Source organism: Caulobacter sp. P4_E5 (genome assembly GCF_056401555.1).
Genome location: NZ_JBFUJD010000079.1, coordinates 12,239 through 27,571, shown reverse-complemented (window position 1 = coordinate 27,571; position 15,333 = coordinate 12,239). Strand labels below are relative to the sequence as shown.

Here is a 15,333-nt window from a genome sequence, read left to right as displayed (position 1 = left end):
CGCTGAGCCTCTTCGACGCCACGCGCGAGGCCTATAAGACGGTCTTTGGCGGCGCGCCGACGGACGCCAAGGTCCACGCGCTGATCGACACGCGCGTCGACTACTTCGCCAGCTACGGCGGCGACGGGGCGGGCGGGCTCGGGACCAAGGCGGCCATGGTCGGCTGGCTGCTGGCCGAGGCCCAGAAGGCCGACATCGGCGTCATGGCGCGCTCGACCAACGCCTGGCTGGCCGACCTGGCCGACGGCTCGGCGCCGTTCGCCATCGACGTCCTGGATCCGGCCAAGGGCTACTACAAGGCCGACTTCGTGTTCGGCGGCGCCTGAGGCGCTCGCGGAACCCTGAACAACCTCCAGCTCGCCAGCAAGGAACTGACATGGCCTATATTTCGGGGACCTCGGCCAGCGAGACCCTCACGGGGACAGCCGACACCGACGAGATCCGCGGGAACGGCGGTAACGACACCATCCTGGGGCTAGGCGGCGATGACACGCTGTACGGCTACACAGGCGCCGACCAGGTCGACGGCGGCGACGGCGCCGATACGATCTACGGCTATGACGGCGACGACGTGGTGCTGGGCGGGGCGGGCGCCGACAAGCTTTACGGCGGCATGGGTTCTGACACCGTGAACGGCGGCGCCGGCGACGATGTCCTCTACATGGACGCTGACTCCGCCTCGGACATCTATACGGGCGGCGCGGGCGTGGACGTCTTCGACACCGACCTGTCCAACTTCAGCTGGTACAGCGCCAGCACGCTCGCCCACATGGACCGGATCACCGACTTCGCGCTCACCCAGGGCGATCGGCTCTTCATCCATGCCGCCAACGGTATCGGCAATCTAGTCTGGTATGGCGAGATCACCAGTGGCAGCTTCAAATTAAAGGCAGGCGACGCGCTGCCGTACGCCGGTCAGTCCGGCTTTCGCGGCGTGGCGACCTGGACGGACGCCACCTCTCGCTACCTGATCTTCGATACGGACCAGAACGGGGTTCTGGGGCTGTCCGACGTCGTGCTGCGGTTCGACGGCGAGGCCGTGCTCAGCAAGGCGATGTTCTCGGATCCCATCACCTGGACCCAGGTCGGCGGCGCCGGTGCGGACGTCCTGACCGGAACCGATGCGAACGACAACCTGTATGGCCTGGGAGGCGACGACACCTTGCTCGCTCTCGGCGGCAACGACACGGTTTTCGGCGGCGTCGGCAATGACAGCCTCGACGGCGGCGCCGGGGCCGACACCCTCTATGCCGGCGAGGGCTCGGACACGGTTTATGGCGGGGCGGGCGACGATACGCTGTACGCCGCGGGCGATCTGTTCGGTGGCTACGTCAACGAGGCCAAGGACAGCATCAACAAGCTTTACGGCGGCGACGGCGCCGACAAGCTGTACGGCGCCGACGGCGTTGATACGCTGGATGGCGGCGCGGGCGACGATCTGCTCTCCGCGGGCGCCGGCTTCCTTGGCACCAAGGGCGACGTTCTGCTGGGGGGCGACGGCGACGACGCCCTCTATGCCAAACAGGCCACCTTGGATGGCGGCGCCGGCAATGACCGCTTGACCATCCGGACCGGCAACACCCTGACCGGGGGCGCCGGCGCCGACGTCTTCTGGACCTCGAAATCGACCTTCGAGTACGACGGCTATTGGGCCGAAGACGGCGTGTCGGTGATCATCGACTACAATGYGGCCGAGGGCGATCGGCTCAGCCTGGACGAAACCTACTACTACACCGGCACGCGCCTGGTGTTCAGGGGGGCGCTGGACAATCCGAACTTCAGCGTGACGGCGGGGATGGCCTATTCGACCGACGACCTGGGGCCGGGCTTCACCCAGATCTGGACCTGGAGCAACGGCGGCGCCACCTATCTGTTCGTCGATTTCAATAGCGACGGGCTGCTCAACGGCCAGGACGCCGTGGTGAAGCTGCTGGGCGACATCAAGCTGACGGCCGCCGATTTCAACGCCTCGTACTTCAGCGGGGTGATCGGCACGGGCGGCGTCGACACCTTCAACGGCGCGGACACCGGGGATCTCTATTATGGCGCGGGTGGCGCGGACCAGATCCACGGCGGCGGCGGCGACGACAACCTCTACGGCAACAACGGCGCGGACACTATCTGGGGCGACGCTGGCGGCGACCGGGTCTATGGCGGAGCGGGCGACGATACGATCGATGGCGGCGCCGACAATGACTACCTCTACGGTGGGCTGGGCGGCGACAYGATCCACGGCGGCGACGGCAGCGACAATATCTACGCCAATGATCTCGCCTACGACGTGGGCGTAGAGACGCCGGGAACAGTCAACGTCATCTTCGGCGACGGCGGCGACGATTACATCATCGGCGCGGGCTCGGTGGACCAGTTCCACGGGGGCGACGGCGCGGACAGCATCCAGGGCGCGGGAGAGATCTGGGGCGACGCGGGCGGCGACTACCTGTCCGGCCTGATGAACGGGAGCAGCGCTTCCGTGATCATTCACGGTGGCGACGGAAACGACAACATCAGCGGCGGCTCCGGCAGCGCGACCCTCTACGGTGACGCGGGCTGGGACCGCATCGCCGGCGGCTGGGCCGACGACGTGCTCAACGTCGAACTGGGCGACGCCTATGTCAGCGGCGGCGGCGGCAAGGATCGGATCCTGATCGGCGGGCTGAGGGCCGGCGACGCCCCGAGCCTGATCCTCGTGTCCGGCGACTACGACGACGATGTGTTCGTGCCGTTGGAAGCGCTCACGGCGATCAGCAGCATCACCTTCTCGGGCGGCGACGGCGTGGACATGGTTGACCTCAGCCGCGCGACGGGCGCGGTGACGGCCGACCTGAGCAAGCTCGACGCCCAGGACACCGGCATGGGCAAGATCAAGTTCGACGGGATCGAGAACCTGGTCGGCGGCAATTTCGGCTCCAAGCTGACCGGCGACGCGAACGCCAATGCGCTGACCGGTGGAACCGGCGCCGACACGTTGAACGGCGGCGGCGGTCGCGACGTCCTGAGGGGCGGCGCCGGCGACGACGTCATCGATGGTGGCGACGGCGTCGACACGGCATACTTCACGGGCAACTGGAGCGACTACAGCTGGACGGGCTTGAATGGCGTCTTCACGGTCAAGGACCTTCGGCCAGGATCGCCCGATGGCTCAGATACGCTGACGAGCATCGAGTTCATGCGGTTCGCCGACCGCGTGACGCCAGGCAATGTCACCATCTCCGGCGCGGTCGACACCGCGTTCGCCTCGATTCTGCGCGCCAATGTGATCACGGCCATGCAGTCGAACGCCACGGCCGATCTGGTGATCAAGCTCGCCGCCGGCGTGCCGGACGCCGACGTGGTCGCCACGCTGGTGCAGGCCGCCGACGCCACGACTTCCGTGGCGGCGATGGCCTACGAGTTCTTCACGGGCAAGATCCCCGGGCAGGCCGGCTTCGATTATCTGGTGTCGCCGACCGGGCCGAACGCCAACAGTCTCAACAGCGCCTACTACCAGAGCTTCAACCTGGAAAACCGCTACATCAACTTCGCGGTCAATCTGGGCAAGCTGGGCGAGGGCAAGGACGCGTTCGCGGCCAAGTACGGATCGCTGAGCCTCTTCGACGCCACGCGCGAGGCCTATAAGACGRTCTTTGGCGGCGCGCCGACGGACGCCAAGGTCCACGCGCTGATCGACACGCGCGTCGACTACTTCGCCAGCTACGGCGGTGACGGGGCGGGCGGGCTCGGGACCAAGGCGGCCATGGTCGGATGGCTGCTGGCCGAGGCCCAGAAGGCCGACATCGGCGTCATGGCCCGCTCGACCAACGCCTGGCTGGCCGACCTGGCCGACGGCTCGGCGCCGTTCGCCATCGACGTCCTGGATCCGGCCAAGGGCTACTACAAGGACTACTGGATCTACTACGGCGCCTGACTGGCTGGGGCGGCGACGACGTCGCCCCAGCTCACGGGCCTTACTTGGGTTCGGTCGGCGGGGTCACCGGCGGCGTGGCCGGGGCTCCGGGCGTCGATTGGTTCGACAGGTTCGGCTCGCCGGGCTGCGGCGCGGCGTCCGTCGGCGGCGTCGTCGGCATGCTGGGCGGCGCGGCCGAGGGCGCGGGGTTTACCGAGGTGTCGGTGGACGTCGTCGAGCTCGTGGAAGAGTTCGACATCGTGTCGCTCGCGGTGGTCCCCGTGGTGGAGGTGGTCGCCGAGGTGTCGGTCGACGCGCCGGTCGAGGCCGAGCCGGACCACCAGTCCTTGCTGGCCCGCGCCTTGGGCGAAGCCTTCAGATAGGCGTCCAGCTGCGAGTAGGGGATCGGCTCCTTGGGGCCGATCGCGGCGCGGCTCTTGGACTGAGCTACGGCCGAACCRCCCGCAAGCAGCATTGAGAGCGCCGCGCCGGCGGCGAGGGTCTTCATCAGCATCGAAAATCTCCAGGCCTGGAGCGCCGTAGTGGCGCTGTGGTTAACAACCCGCGCCGCGACCGCTGGTTCACAGCTTGACCGCTAAGGAACTTCGCCGCCGCGTGGCGGTTTGTGGTCGAGGCGTCCGTCGACGGCCGTCACTAGACCGTGATGGCGTAACGGCTGGCGGCGCGGCGCTAGCCTGCTTAGCTTTCGACAAGCGCTCCGAGAGGAGTAGCTTGGTCCCGCAAGAGACGATTGTCCCGCCGGCCTAGGCCGGCCCTTCTGGAGGACACGCATGCCGCAACAAACCGCAGTCGACAAACCGCACGTCCTGCTGTCGCACGAGATGCTCCTGCCGCTGCAACCGTTGCTGGAGGGCGCCTACGAGGTGCATCGGCTGTGGGATTACCCGGACCGAATGGCCTTCTTCGAAGGGCCCGGCCGCCGCGTACGCGCCATCGTCCACGCCGGCGAGATGGGCCTGTCCCGCGACATGCTCTCTGAGATGCCGCAGCTGGGCCTGATCGCCTGCGTCAGCGTCGGCTATGACGGGGTCGACGTGCCCTGGTGCAAGGCCCACGGCATCGCCGTCACCCATTCGACGGGCCTGAACGCCGCGGACGTCGCCGACCACGCGGTGGGCCTGGTGCTCTCCGCTTGGCGCGGCATCGTCGAGGGCGACAAGCGCCTGCGCACGGGCCACTGGACCCATGCCGAGCGCATGTCGCCGCGCCACGGTCTGCGGGGTCGCAAGGCCGGCATCGTCGGCCTCGGCTATATCGGCGAGGCGGTGGCCAACCGGCTGAAGGCCTTCGAGATGAAGATCGCCTGGTGGGGTCCGCGTCCCAAGGACAGCGACTATCCGCGCGCCGACAGCCTGATGGCCCTGGCGCGCGACAGCGACGTGCTGGTGGTCTGCGCCCGTCCGGACGCCGGCAACCGCCACCTGATCAGCAAGGCGGTCATCGAGGCGCTCGGGCCGCAGGGCCTGATCGTCAACGTCGCCCGTGGTTCGCTGATCGACGAGGACGCCCTGATCGAGGCGCTGAAGGCCGGGACCCTGGGCATGGCAGCCCTCGACGTCTTCGACCACGAACCGACCCCGCCGGCGCGCTGGGCCGACGTGCCGCACACGGTGCTGACCCCGCACACGGCCGGGGCGACGCTGGACAGCATCCCGGCCATGGTCAACCTGACCCTGGAGAACCTGCGCCGCTACTTCCACGGCGAACCCCTGGCGACGCCCGTGGCGGCCTAGGCTGGAAACGGCGCGGCGAACGGCTCCGGCGCCAGCCGCAGGCCGTTCGCCAGCAGGCTGACTGTCCGATAGAAGCCGGCCAGCATCATCAGTTCGATCCGCGCCTCTTCCGAGAAGGCCTCGGCGAGGCGCGCCCACAGGGCGTCGTCGAGGTCGGCGCGGGCATGGACCGCGTCGCAGAAGGCGATCAGCAACGCCTCGCGCGAAGCCCAGCAGGCCGCGATCCCGGGCGCGGCCGCTGCCGCCAGCTGCTCGGCGTCGAGCCCGGCGGCCTCGGCGAAGATCGCCGCGTGCACGCCCCACTCGTAGCCGCAGCCGTTCAGGGCGCAGGTGCGATGAATGACGATCTCGCGCTCGCGCAGGGATAGATGGCCGACATCCAGCAGGCCGCCGCCGGTGAAGCGGGCGAACAGCCGCGCGTCGCGAGCCAGGGTGCGAAACAGCGACAGGGGCTGATCGCCGGGCGTTGTCAGCTGCTCCAGCGTGCGGGCGACAGCGGGCGGGTAGGGCGCTTGGGCGGGGGCGATCCTGGGCGACATCGAAAATCCTCCATGCTACAAAATTTGTATCATGCAAGATCACGATGGCGCTACAAAAATTGAAGCACCTTTGCCGGGACGGGCCGTGCGCGGCTCGACGACCGGCCAGCCGATTATGGCGGCGCTGGACCTGCTGGGCCGGCGCGGGGCGCTGCGGATCGTCTGGGAGCTGCGCGAGGGCCGGGTCCTGACCTTCCGCGCCCTACAGGCAGCGGCTGAGCTGCCGCCGGGCACGCTGAACACGCGGCTTTCGGAGCTGCGGGCCGCCGACATCGTGGCGGCCGAGGGCGGCTATCGGCTGAGCGCGCGCGGGGCTCAGCTAATCCAGGCCCTGTGGCCGCTGATGGCCTGGTCGCAAGCCTGGGCCGACGACCTTCAGGCCAAGGACCCTCCGACCGACTCCCGGTAGGCGGCCACGGCGGCGTCGTAGGGACCCAGCACGCGCACCTCCAGGTCGGTGTCGCAGTACTCGACCACCTCGGCGATCTTGCCGTCGCGAAAGCGGAAGATGAAGCAGTACTCGTTGTCGTAGCGCTGACCCGCCTTGGTCATCACGCTGCCGCGCACCTCGGCGACGACCTGGTCGCCCTCGGCAATCAGGTTGATGGCGCGGGCCGTGTAGGTGTCGGCGAACAGGTTGAACAGCGGGGCCAGCAGATCGCGGCGGATGCTGTCCTGACCCTCGAAGCGGCGCGACCAGTCCGAGTGGCCGGGAAAGCGCCAGACATAGTCCGGATGAACGCTCTCGCCGTAGACGCTGCGATCCCCTGTTTCGAGGGCGGCGTAGATGCGACGGATGGTGTCCTTGTTTTCGGCTGCGCTCATCGGGTTCTCCTTTGAGCGCCAGCATGCCGTCGYGTACGCTATGCGAGAAATGCATAGGGATGATATTCGTGATGCGTGATGTGCATGTCCTGCGCGGCAAGCTCGATATGCTGGTCGCCGCCGACGTCATCCTGGACTGCGAGAACCTGACCCTGGCCGGCCAGCGGCTGGGRCTGTCGCAACCCGCCGTCAGCCGGACGCTGGGGCGGCTGCGGGCGGCGTTCGACGATCCGCTGCTGGTGCGGGTGGGCGGACGGATGCGGCCGACGCCCCGGGCCGAGGCCCTGCGCGCGCCGCTGGCGGCGATGCTGCGGGCGGCCGAGGACCTCTATGCGCCGGCCGGTTTCGATCCGGCGACGGCGAGACGGGTGTTCCGGGCGGTGATCCCCGACGTGGTCGCGGCCGTGATCCTGCCGGACCTGCTGGAGCGCCTGGCCAAGGCCGCCCCGGCCTGTCGGCTGGAGCTGTTGCCTTGGCGGCCCCAGGCCCAGCAGCCGCGCGAGCTGGACCTCGTCATCACCACCGAGATCGACGCCTTCCCCGACTTCCGGATGACGCCGCTGTACCAGGACCACGACATCCTGGCCTTCGCCGGCGAGACGCCTTCGGGCGATCCGTTGGCGCTGGAGCATGTGGCGGTGATCGCGGCCGGCGCGACCCGCGATCCGGTCGATCGCTGGCTGGTCGAGCAGGGGCGCTCGCGCCGGATCGCCGCTGTCGTGCCGCACTACCTGCTGGCCTTGCAGTTGGTGGCGCGCGGCGGCCACGTGGCCGTGCTGCCGTCGCGGATGGTCCGGGCGCTCGGCGCGGCTTTGGGGGTGCGCGGCCTCGAGCTGTCCGTGCCCCAGGACCCCGACCAGCAATGGCTGATGCACCCGCCGCAGCTGGAGGCGGACGCCGGGAACGTCTGGCTGCGAGAACAGGTGGAAGCGATCGCTTGCTGAGGGTTAGACTGCGCCAACGACAACAAGGGGCGAACCATGGCCAAGGTGCTGGGTCTGGGCGGAGTGTTCTTCAAGGCCGAGGATCCGGCCGCGGTACGCGATTGGTATGCCCGCGTGCTGGGCTTCGACATCCACGACTGGGGCGGGGCGGTGTTCAAGCCCGTCAAGGGCGGCTCGACCAACTGGTCGGCCTTCGCGGCCGACACCCGCTATTTCGAGCCGTCGACGGCGGCGTTCATGATCAATTTCATTGTCGATGATATCGACGGTTTGCTGGCCAAAGCCGCCGCCGAAGGCGTCGAGCCCGTGGGCCGCCAGGACGAGGACGGCATGGGCCGCTTCGCCTGGCTTTTGGATCCCGCGGGGGTCAAGATTGAGCTCTGGGAGCCTTCCAAAGGCGAACCTGGGGCATAGTTTCCTCTTGCCAAATCGGACATAAAGATATCTTTATGTCCTCATGAAGCTTACCGCCGAACAGGTCGTCGAGGTGCTGCGCGCCGCCGGCGAGTCGACGCGTCTGCGGCTGCTGGCCCTGCTGGCGGCCGAGGAGCTGTCGGTGCTGGAACTGTGCCGCATCCTCGACCAGAGCCAGCCGCGCGTCTCGCGTCATCTGAAGCTGCTGGCCGAGGCGGGCCTGGTCGAGCGCTTTCCGGACGGGGCCTGGGTGTTCTATCGCCTGGCCGCCAAGTCGCCGGGCCGCTTCCTGGTCGAGCAAGCGCTGGACCTGATCGACGACACCGATCCCGTCGTGCGCCTGGACGCCGACAAGCTGGCGACCGTGCGGGCCGAGCGCTCGATGGACGCCCAGGCCTATTTCGCCCGTAACGCCGCGCGCTGGAACGAGATCCGCTCGCTGTACGTCGACGAGGCCGAGGTCGAGGCCGCGATCCTGCGCGCGACCGGCGAGGGGCCGTTCGACGAGCTGATCGACTTGGGCGCCGGCGCGGGCCGCATGCTGACCCTGCTAGGCAAGCGGGCCAGCAACGCGCTCGGTTTGGACCTGTCGCAGCAGATGCTGAACATCGCCCGCGACGAGGTCACCAAGGCTGGTCTGGCCCAGTGCGAGCTGCGCCACGGCGACATCTTCCGCACCGGCCTGCCGGGCGGCTGCGCCGACCTGGTGACCGTGCACCAGGTGCTGCACTACCTGTCCGATCCCGCCAACGCCGTGGCCGAGGCCGCGCGGCTGGTGACACCCGGCGGCCTGCTGCTGATCGCCGACTTCGCGCCGCACGACCACGAGTTCCTGCGCGAGGTCCACCAGCACCGCCGCCTGGGCTTCGACGACGTCGAGATCGTCACCTGGATCCAGGCCGCGGGCCTGCAGCTGGAAAGCAACATCGCCCTACCGCCGGCCACGGCCGAGGGCCTGACCGTCAAGATCTGGACGGCGCGCCGTCCAGGTCAAGTCGCCGCCGCGAGGAACGCCGCATGATCCTTCCGCCCACCCATCGCGTGATCGGCCCCGTCGCCCGCGCCGGCGAGCGTGGCCAGAGCCAGGCCGGCGGCCGTCCGCGCGTGTCGTTCGAGTTCTTCCCGCCCAAGACGCCGCAGATGGAAGAGAACCTCTGGCAGGCGATCACCCGTCTGGCCCCGCTGGATCCGGCCTTCGTCTCGGTGACCTACGGGGCTGGCGGTTCGACCCGCGAGCGCACCCACCGCACGGTCAAGCGCATCCTGGACGAGACGCGCCTGAAGCCCGCCGCCCACCTGACTTGCGTCGGCGCCAGCCGCGATGAGGTGGACGAGGTCATCCGCGAATACTGGGAAACCGGCGTCCGCCACATCGTCTCGCTGCGCGGCGACCCGCCTCCGGGCGAAGGCGGCATCGGCGGGGTCTATGTGCCGCGCGCCGACGGCTACGCCAACGCCACCGAGCTGACCCGCGCCGTGCGCGGCGTCGCGCCGTTCGAGGTGCTGGTCGGGGTCTATCCCGAGAAGCATCCTGAGAGCCCGTCGCTGGACCACGACATCGACGTGCTGCGGCAGAAGGTCGAGGCCGGCGCGACGCTGGGCATCAGCCAGTTCTTCTTCGATCTCGACGCCTTCCTGCGCTATGTCGACAAGGTCCGCGCGGCGGGGATCACCATTCCGATCGTGCCGGGGATCATGCCCGTGACCAACTTCAACGGCCTGAAGAAGATGGCCGCCGCCTGCGGCACGGCCATCCCCTCGTGGCTGGCCAACCTGTTCGACGGCCTGGAGGACGACGCCGAGACCCGTCGCCTGATCGCCTGCTCGGTCGCCGCCGAGATGTGCGCCAAGTTGCAGGAGCAGGGCTTCGAGGACTTCCACTTCTACACCCTGAACCGGGCCGACCTGGTCTACGCCATCTGCCGTGTGCTGGGCGTGCGCGAGACCGTGCCCGCTGCTTCCGAGGTCGCCGCATGACGCCCCCTCCGTCTCGCCGCCTGTCGGCGTCGATCCACCTCCCCCGTTTTACGGGGGRGGATGACGCTTCTTCCTCCTCACCCGTAAAACGGGGGAGGTGGCGCGCCGCGGATACGCGGCGTGACGGAGGGGGCGTCCGGGCGGTGCTGATGGTGCTCGCCTTGCTGGCCTTCTCCCCCGCCGCGGCCCACGCCGACGACAACAGCAACTGGGTCAAGCCGATCAAGCCGTACCGCGTGGTCGGCAACATCTACTATGTCGGCTCCGAGGGGCTGTCGGCCTGGCTGATCACCTCGTCGCAGGGTCACGTGCTGCTGGACAGCGGCCCGTCGGCCGACGGCGCCAAGCTGATCGAGCGGAGCATCCAGCAGCTGGGCTTCCAGCTGGCCGACGTAAAGATCCTGATCAACAGCCACGCCCACTTCGACCACGCCGGCGGCCTGGCCCAGCTGAAGGCCGACACCGGGGCCAAGGTCTGGGCCTCGCGTCTGGATGAGCCCGCGCTCGAGCAGGGTCACCACATCGGCGACAACAGCAACGGCCCGACGCCGTTTCCGGCCGTGAAGGTCGACAAGAGCTTCGGCGACGGCCAGAAATTGAAGCTGGGCGAGACCGCGCTGGTCGCCCACCTGACCCCCGGTCACACCCTGGGCTGCACCACCTGGACCACGGCGGTGGTCGAGAAGGGACGGCCGCTGAACGTGACCTTCCCGTGCTCGCTGTCGGTGGCCGGCAATGTGCTGGTCGGCAACAAGGGCCACCGGTCGATCGTCGCCGACTACCGGTCCAGCTTCGTGACGATGCGGGCCATTCCGACCGACGTCATGCTGCCGTCGCACGAGGAGCAGGGCGACCTGCTGGCCAAGCGCCAGAAGCTGCTGCGCGGCGATCCGAACGCCTTTATCGACCCGACCGAACTGGCCCGTTTCGTCGACGGCTATGAGACCCGTTTCAACCAGGAGCTCGCCCGCCAGCAGGCCGCGAGCCCGGGAGGCGCCAAGCGATGACCGACCTGTCCATCCGCGCTAATCGCGTCGCCGCCCTGAAGGCCGCCGCCAAGCAACGTATCCTGATCCTCGACGGCTCCTGGGGCGTGATGTTCCAGAAGAAGGGCCTGTCCGAGGCCGACTACCGGGCCGAACGCTTCGCCGACTACAACGGCCAGATGAAGGGCAACAACGACATCCTGTGCCTGACCCGGCCGGATCTCGTCGCCGAGCTTCACGACGCCTATTTCGCCGCCGGCGCCGACATTTCCGAGACCAACACCTTCTCGGGCACCACCATCGCCCAGGCCGACTATCACCTGGGCGAAAAGGAAGTCTGGGACATCAATTTCGAGGGCGCCCGCATCGGCCGCTCGGTGGCCGACCGCTGGAACGCCGAAAACCCGGAGCGCCCGAAGTTCATCGCCGGCTCGATGGGGCCGCTGAACGTGATGCTGTCGATGTCGTCGGACGTGAACGACCCCGGCGTGCGCAAGGTGACCTTCGACCAGGTCTACGAGGCCTATCGCCAGCAGGTGGACGCCCTGTACCAGGGCGGCGTCGACCTGTTCCTGATCGAGACGATCACCGACACTCTGAACTGCAAGGCCGCCATCAAGGCCATCCTCGACCTGCGCGACGAGGGACACGAAGAGCTGCCGATCTGGATCAGCGGCACCATCACCGACCGCTCGGGCCGCACCCTGTCGGGCCAGACGGCCGAGGCGTTCTGGAATTCGGTCAAGCACGCCAAGCCGTTCGCGGTGGGCTTCAACTGCGCCCTGGGCGCTGACCTGATGCGCCCGCACATCGCCGAGATGGCCCGCATCGCCGACACCCTGGTCGCGGCCTATCCCAACGCCGGCCTGCCCAACGCCATGGGCCAGTACGACGAGCAGCCGCACGAGACCGGCCATGCCCTGCATGAATGGGCCAAGGATGGCCTCGTCAACATCCTGGGCGGCTGCTGCGGCACGACGCCGGACCACATCCGCCACGTCGCGGACGAGGTGCGGGGCGTCGCGCCGCGCCAGATCCCCGAGCGTCCCAAGGCCATGCGCCTGGCGGGCCTCGAGCCGTTCGAGTTGGCCTAGTGCTATCGGTGCTTTCCATCCTTCTCCCCTTGCGGGAGAAGGTGTCGCCGAAGGCGACGGATGAGGGGTCTCGCAGGCCTCTCAGCCGCCGTTTCGCGGCGGCCACGTTCTTCAACCCCTCATCCGACCCGCTCCGCGGGCCACCTTCTCCCGCAAGGGGAGAAGGGATGACTGCTGCTATTACTGGATAATGAAATGCGCCCCGTCTTCGTCAACATCGGTGAGCGCACCAACGTCACCGGCTCGGCCAAGTTCAAGAAGCTGATCGTCGAGGGCGACTATCCGGCCGCGCTGTCGGTCGCGCGCCAGCAGGTCGAGGCCGGGGCCCAGGTCATCGACGTCAACATGGACGAGGGCCTGCTCGACTCCAAGCAGGCCATGGTCACCTTCCTGAACCTGATSGCCRSCGAGCCCGACATTGCCCGSGTGCCGRTGATGATCGACAGCTCCAAGTGGGAGGTGATCGAGGCCGGCCTGAAGTGCGTCCAGGGCAWGGCGATCGTCAATTCGATCTCGATGAAGGAAGGCGAGGCCAAGTTCATCGAGCAGGCCAAGCTGTGCCTGCGCTATGGCGCGGCCGTGGTGGTCATGGCCTTCGACGAGGTCGGCCAGGCCGACACCGCCGCCCGCAAGATCGAGATCTGCGAGAAGGCCTATCGCATCCTGGTCGACAAGGTGGGCTTCCCGCCGGAAGACATCATCTTCGACCCCAACATCTTCGCCGTGGCGACGGGGATCGAGGAGCACGACAACTACGCCGTCGACTTCATCGAGGGCACGCGGGAGATCAAGAAGCGCTGCCCCTACGCCCGGATCTCGGGCGGGGTGTCGAACGTGTCGTTCAGCTTCCGCGGCAACGAGCCCGTGCGCCGGGCGATCCACTCGGTGTTCCTGTACCACGCCATCGCGGCGGGCATGGACATGGGCATCGTCAACGCCGGCGACCTGCCGGTCTATGACGCCCTGGACCCCGAGCTGCGCGAGGCCGTCGAGGACGTGATCCTCAACCGTCCGCAGCGGACCAATGTCTCCAACACCGAGCGCCTGGTCGACATGGCGCCGCGCTACAAGGGCGAGAAGGGCCAGGTCCAGACCGCCAACCTGGAATGGCGCAAGGGCGCGGTGGGCGAGCGCATCACCCACGCCCTGGTCCACGGCATCACCGAGTTCATCAACGAGGACACCGAAGAGGCGCGCCTGTCGGTCGAGCGGCCGCTGCACGTGATCGAAGGCCATCTGATGGACGGCATGAACGTGGTCGGCGACCTGTTCGGCTCGGGCAAGATGTTCCTGCCGCAGGTGGTGAAATCGGCTCGCGTGATGAAGCAGGCCGTCGCCTGGCTGGAACCGTTCATGGAGGCCGAGAAGGCCGGCAAACCTCGGGAACAGGCCGGCCGCATCCTGATGGCCACGGTCAAGGGCGACGTCCACGACATCGGCAAGAACATCGTCGGCGTCGTGCTGCAATGTAACAACTACGAGGTCATCGACCTGGGCGTCATGGTCCCGGCCGATCGCATCCTCGACGAAGCCAAGAAGCACAACGTCGACATGATCGGCCTGTCGGGCCTGATCACGCCGTCGCTGGACGAGATGGTGTTCGTGGCCGCCGAGATGGAGCGCCAGGGCTTCACCATCCCGCTGCTGATCGGCGGCGCCACCACCAGCCGCACCCATACCGCGGTCAAGATCGAGCCCGCCTACCACAAGGGCTCGACCACCTATGTGCTGGACGCCAGCCGGGCCGTGGGCGTGGTCTCGGGCCTGTTGTCGGCCAGCGAGCGCGACCGTCTGCAGGCCGAGACGCGGGCCGAATATGTCCGCATCCGCGAACAGTACGCCCGGGGCCAGACGGCCAAGGCGCGCACCAGCATCGCCGACGCGCGTAAGAAGAAGTTCGCCATCGACTGGGACGGCTACGTCCCGCCCAAGCCCACCTTCATCGGCGCGCGCACGTTCGAGCCGAGCCTGGAGGAACTGGTCCCGTTCATCGACTGGTCGCCGTTCTTCGCCAGCTGGGAGCTGATCGGCCGCTTCCCGCAGATCCTGGAAGACGACGTGGTCGGCCAGGCCGCCACCGACCTCTATCGCGACGCCCGCGCCATGCTGGACAAGGTCGTGGCCGAGACGTGGTTCGGGGCCAAGGGCGTGATCGGCTTCTGGCCGGCCCAGGCCCAGGGCGACGACATCGTGCTCTACACCGACGAGACCCGCGCGACCGAGCTCTCGCGCCTCCACACCCTGCGCCAGCAGATGGACAAGGGCGAAGGCAAGCAGAACGTGGCGCTGTCGGACTTCGTCGCGCCGGTGGGGCAGGGCCCCGACTATGTCGGCGGCTTCGCGGTCACCGCCGGCCATGGCGAGGACGAGATCGTCAAGCAGTTCAAGGACGCTGGCGACGACTACAACGCCATCATGGCCAGCGCCCTGGCCGACCGCCTGGCCGAGGCCTTCGCCGAGTGGCTGCACTACAAGGCCCGGGTCGAGCTGTGGGGCTATGCGCCCGACGAGGCGGCCGACACCGACGTGATGATCGCCGAGAAGTACCAGGGCATCCGCCCCGCGCCCGGCTATCCGGCCCAGCCCGACCACACCGAGAAGGGCACGCTGTTCACGCTGTTGGACGCCGAGGCCGCCACCGGCCTGCAGCTGACCGAGAGCTACGCCATGACCCCCGGCGCGGCGGTCTCGGGGCTCTATTTCAGCCATCCGAAGGCGCACTATTTCGGGGTCGGCAAGATCGACGCCGACCAGGTCGAGGACTATGCGGCTCGCAAGGGCTGGGACGTGGCCACCGCCGAGCGCTGGCTGTCGCCGATCCTCAACTACGATCCGGCGGCGCGCACCCGTGGGGCGGCGGCGTAGTCACTCAAATCCTCCCCCTAGCGGGGGAGGTGTCGGCGTAGCCGACGGA

General features: G+C 68.1%; 13 protein-coding genes and 3 pseudogenes. 12 read left to right on the top strand and 4 right to left on the bottom strand.

Going from position 1 to position 15,333, the window contains the following annotated elements:
- Window positions 1-326 (top strand): annotated as a pseudogene (locus AC1DSO_RS20285) (hypothetical protein); the annotation flags it as partial.
- A 50-nt stretch (window positions 327-376) separates the two neighbouring features.
- Window positions 377-3,907 carry a hypothetical protein gene (locus AC1DSO_RS20280; RefSeq protein WP_477070527.1) on the top strand — a complete coding sequence of 1,177 codons (3,531 nt, stop codon included), beginning with the start codon at window positions 377-379 and terminating at the stop codon, window positions 3,905-3,907.
- A 40-nt stretch (window positions 3,908-3,947) separates the two neighbouring features.
- Here the strand turns inward: AC1DSO_RS20280 and AC1DSO_RS20275 are convergent, their stop codons facing one another.
- On the bottom strand, window positions 3,948-4,400 hold the full coding sequence (locus AC1DSO_RS20275) for a hypothetical protein (RefSeq protein WP_477070526.1): 453 nt from the start codon (window positions 4,398-4,400) through the stop codon (window positions 3,948-3,950).
- A 277-nt stretch (window positions 4,401-4,677) separates the two neighbouring features.
- Between AC1DSO_RS20275 and AC1DSO_RS20270 the strand changes: the two genes are divergently transcribed.
- Complete coding sequence (locus AC1DSO_RS20270; protein ID WP_477070525.1) at window positions 4,678-5,640, top strand: 2-hydroxyacid dehydrogenase; 963 nt, start codon at window positions 4,678-4,680, stop codon at window positions 5,638-5,640.
- On the opposite strand, the pseudogene AC1DSO_RS20265 reads toward AC1DSO_RS20270, so the two are convergent.
- Window positions 5,637-5,872: pseudogene (locus AC1DSO_RS20265) on the bottom strand (carboxymuconolactone decarboxylase family protein); the annotation flags it as partial. The gene AC1DSO_RS20270 and the pseudogene AC1DSO_RS20265 sit on opposite strands and share 4 nt — an antisense overlap.
- Before the next feature lie 22 nt (window positions 5,873-5,894).
- Window positions 5,895-6,179 (bottom strand): annotated as a pseudogene (locus tag AC1DSO_RS20260) (carboxymuconolactone decarboxylase family protein); the annotation flags it as partial.
- A gap of 85 nt (window positions 6,180-6,264) precedes the next feature.
- Here AC1DSO_RS20260 and AC1DSO_RS20255 point away from each other — a divergent pair.
- On the top strand, window positions 6,265-6,588 hold the full coding sequence (locus AC1DSO_RS20255; protein WP_477070524.1) for a winged helix-turn-helix transcriptional regulator: 324 nt from the start codon (window positions 6,265-6,267) through the stop codon (window positions 6,586-6,588).
- On the opposite strand, the gene AC1DSO_RS20250 is transcribed toward AC1DSO_RS20255, so the two are convergent.
- Window positions 6,555-7,004 (bottom strand): nuclear transport factor 2 family protein, encoded by a 450-nt coding sequence (locus AC1DSO_RS20250; protein WP_477070523.1) that lies wholly within the window; start codon window positions 7,002-7,004, stop codon window positions 6,555-6,557. The genes AC1DSO_RS20255 and AC1DSO_RS20250 overlap by 34 nt on opposite strands.
- A 71-nt stretch (window positions 7,005-7,075) precedes the next feature.
- On the opposite strand from AC1DSO_RS20250, the gene AC1DSO_RS20245 reads away from it, so the two are divergent.
- From AC1DSO_RS20245 to metH, 8 genes are all read left to right on the top strand, one after another.
- Window positions 7,076-7,948, top strand: a complete 873-nt coding sequence (locus AC1DSO_RS20245; RefSeq protein WP_477070522.1) for a LysR family transcriptional regulator — start codon at window positions 7,076-7,078, stop codon at window positions 7,946-7,948.
- A 36-nt stretch (window positions 7,949-7,984) separates the two neighbouring features.
- Complete coding sequence (locus AC1DSO_RS20240; RefSeq protein WP_056050175.1) at window positions 7,985-8,362, top strand: VOC family protein; 378 nt, start codon at window positions 7,985-7,987, stop codon at window positions 8,360-8,362.
- 43 nt (window positions 8,363-8,405) lie between these two features.
- On the top strand, window positions 8,406-9,383 hold the full coding sequence (locus AC1DSO_RS20235) for an ArsR/SmtB family transcription factor (RefSeq protein WP_477070521.1): 978 nt from the start codon (window positions 8,406-8,408) through the stop codon (window positions 9,381-9,383).
- The gene (metF, locus tag AC1DSO_RS20230) at window positions 9,380-10,339 is read left to right on the top strand and encodes a methylenetetrahydrofolate reductase [NAD(P)H] (RefSeq protein ID WP_477070520.1); all 960 of its coding nucleotides are present in this window, start codon (window positions 9,380-9,382) and stop codon (window positions 10,337-10,339) included. The genes AC1DSO_RS20235 and metF overlap by 4 nt, the downstream gene beginning before the upstream one ends.
- Window positions 10,340-10,488: 149 nt before the next feature.
- The gene (blaCAU, locus tag AC1DSO_RS20225; protein ID WP_477070519.1) at window positions 10,489-11,346 is read left to right on the top strand and encodes a CAU/MBL1b family subclass B3 metallo-beta-lactamase; all 858 of its coding nucleotides are present in this window, start codon (window positions 10,489-10,491) and stop codon (window positions 11,344-11,346) included.
- A complete protein-coding gene (locus tag AC1DSO_RS20220; protein ID WP_477070518.1) occupies window positions 11,343-12,419 on the top strand; it encodes a homocysteine S-methyltransferase family protein in 1,077 nt (358 codons plus the stop codon). Before blaCAU ends, AC1DSO_RS20220 begins: the two co-directional genes overlap by 4 nt.
- On the top strand, window positions 12,419-12,610 hold the full coding sequence (locus AC1DSO_RS20215) for a hypothetical protein (RefSeq protein ID WP_477070517.1): 192 nt from the start codon (window positions 12,419-12,421) through the stop codon (window positions 12,608-12,610). The genes AC1DSO_RS20220 and AC1DSO_RS20215 overlap by 1 nt, the downstream gene beginning before the upstream one ends.
- Window positions 12,603-15,284, top strand: coding sequence for a methionine synthase (gene metH / locus AC1DSO_RS20210; RefSeq protein ID WP_477070528.1), 2,682 nt, complete (start codon window positions 12,603-12,605; stop codon window positions 15,282-15,284). Before AC1DSO_RS20215 ends, metH begins: the two co-directional genes overlap by 8 nt.
- Window positions 15,285-15,333: the final 49 nt, after the last annotated feature.

Bases quoted from the DNA above. Each gene is read 5' to 3' on its own strand.
- AC1DSO_RS20270 (WP_477070525.1), top strand. From the start codon at position 4,678: ATGCCGCAACAAACCGCAGTCGACAAACCGCACGTCCTGCTGTCGCAC.
- AC1DSO_RS20250 (WP_477070523.1), bottom strand. From the start codon at position 7,004: ATGAGCGCAGCCGAAAACAAGGACACCATCCGTCGCATCTACGCCGCC.
- AC1DSO_RS20240 (WP_056050175.1), top strand. From the start codon at position 7,985: ATGGCCAAGGTGCTGGGTCTGGGCGGAGTGTTCTTCAAGGCCGAGGAT.
- AC1DSO_RS20235 (WP_477070521.1), top strand. From the start codon at position 8,406: ATGAAGCTTACCGCCGAACAGGTCGTCGAGGTGCTGCGCGCCGCCGGC.
- metF (WP_477070520.1), top strand. From the start codon at position 9,380: ATGATCCTTCCGCCCACCCATCGCGTGATCGGCCCCGTCGCCCGCGCC.
- blaCAU (WP_477070519.1), top strand. From the start codon at position 10,489: ATGGTGCTCGCCTTGCTGGCCTTCTCCCCCGCCGCGGCCCACGCCGAC.
- AC1DSO_RS20220 (WP_477070518.1), top strand. From the start codon at position 11,343: ATGACCGACCTGTCCATCCGCGCTAATCGCGTCGCCGCCCTGAAGGCC.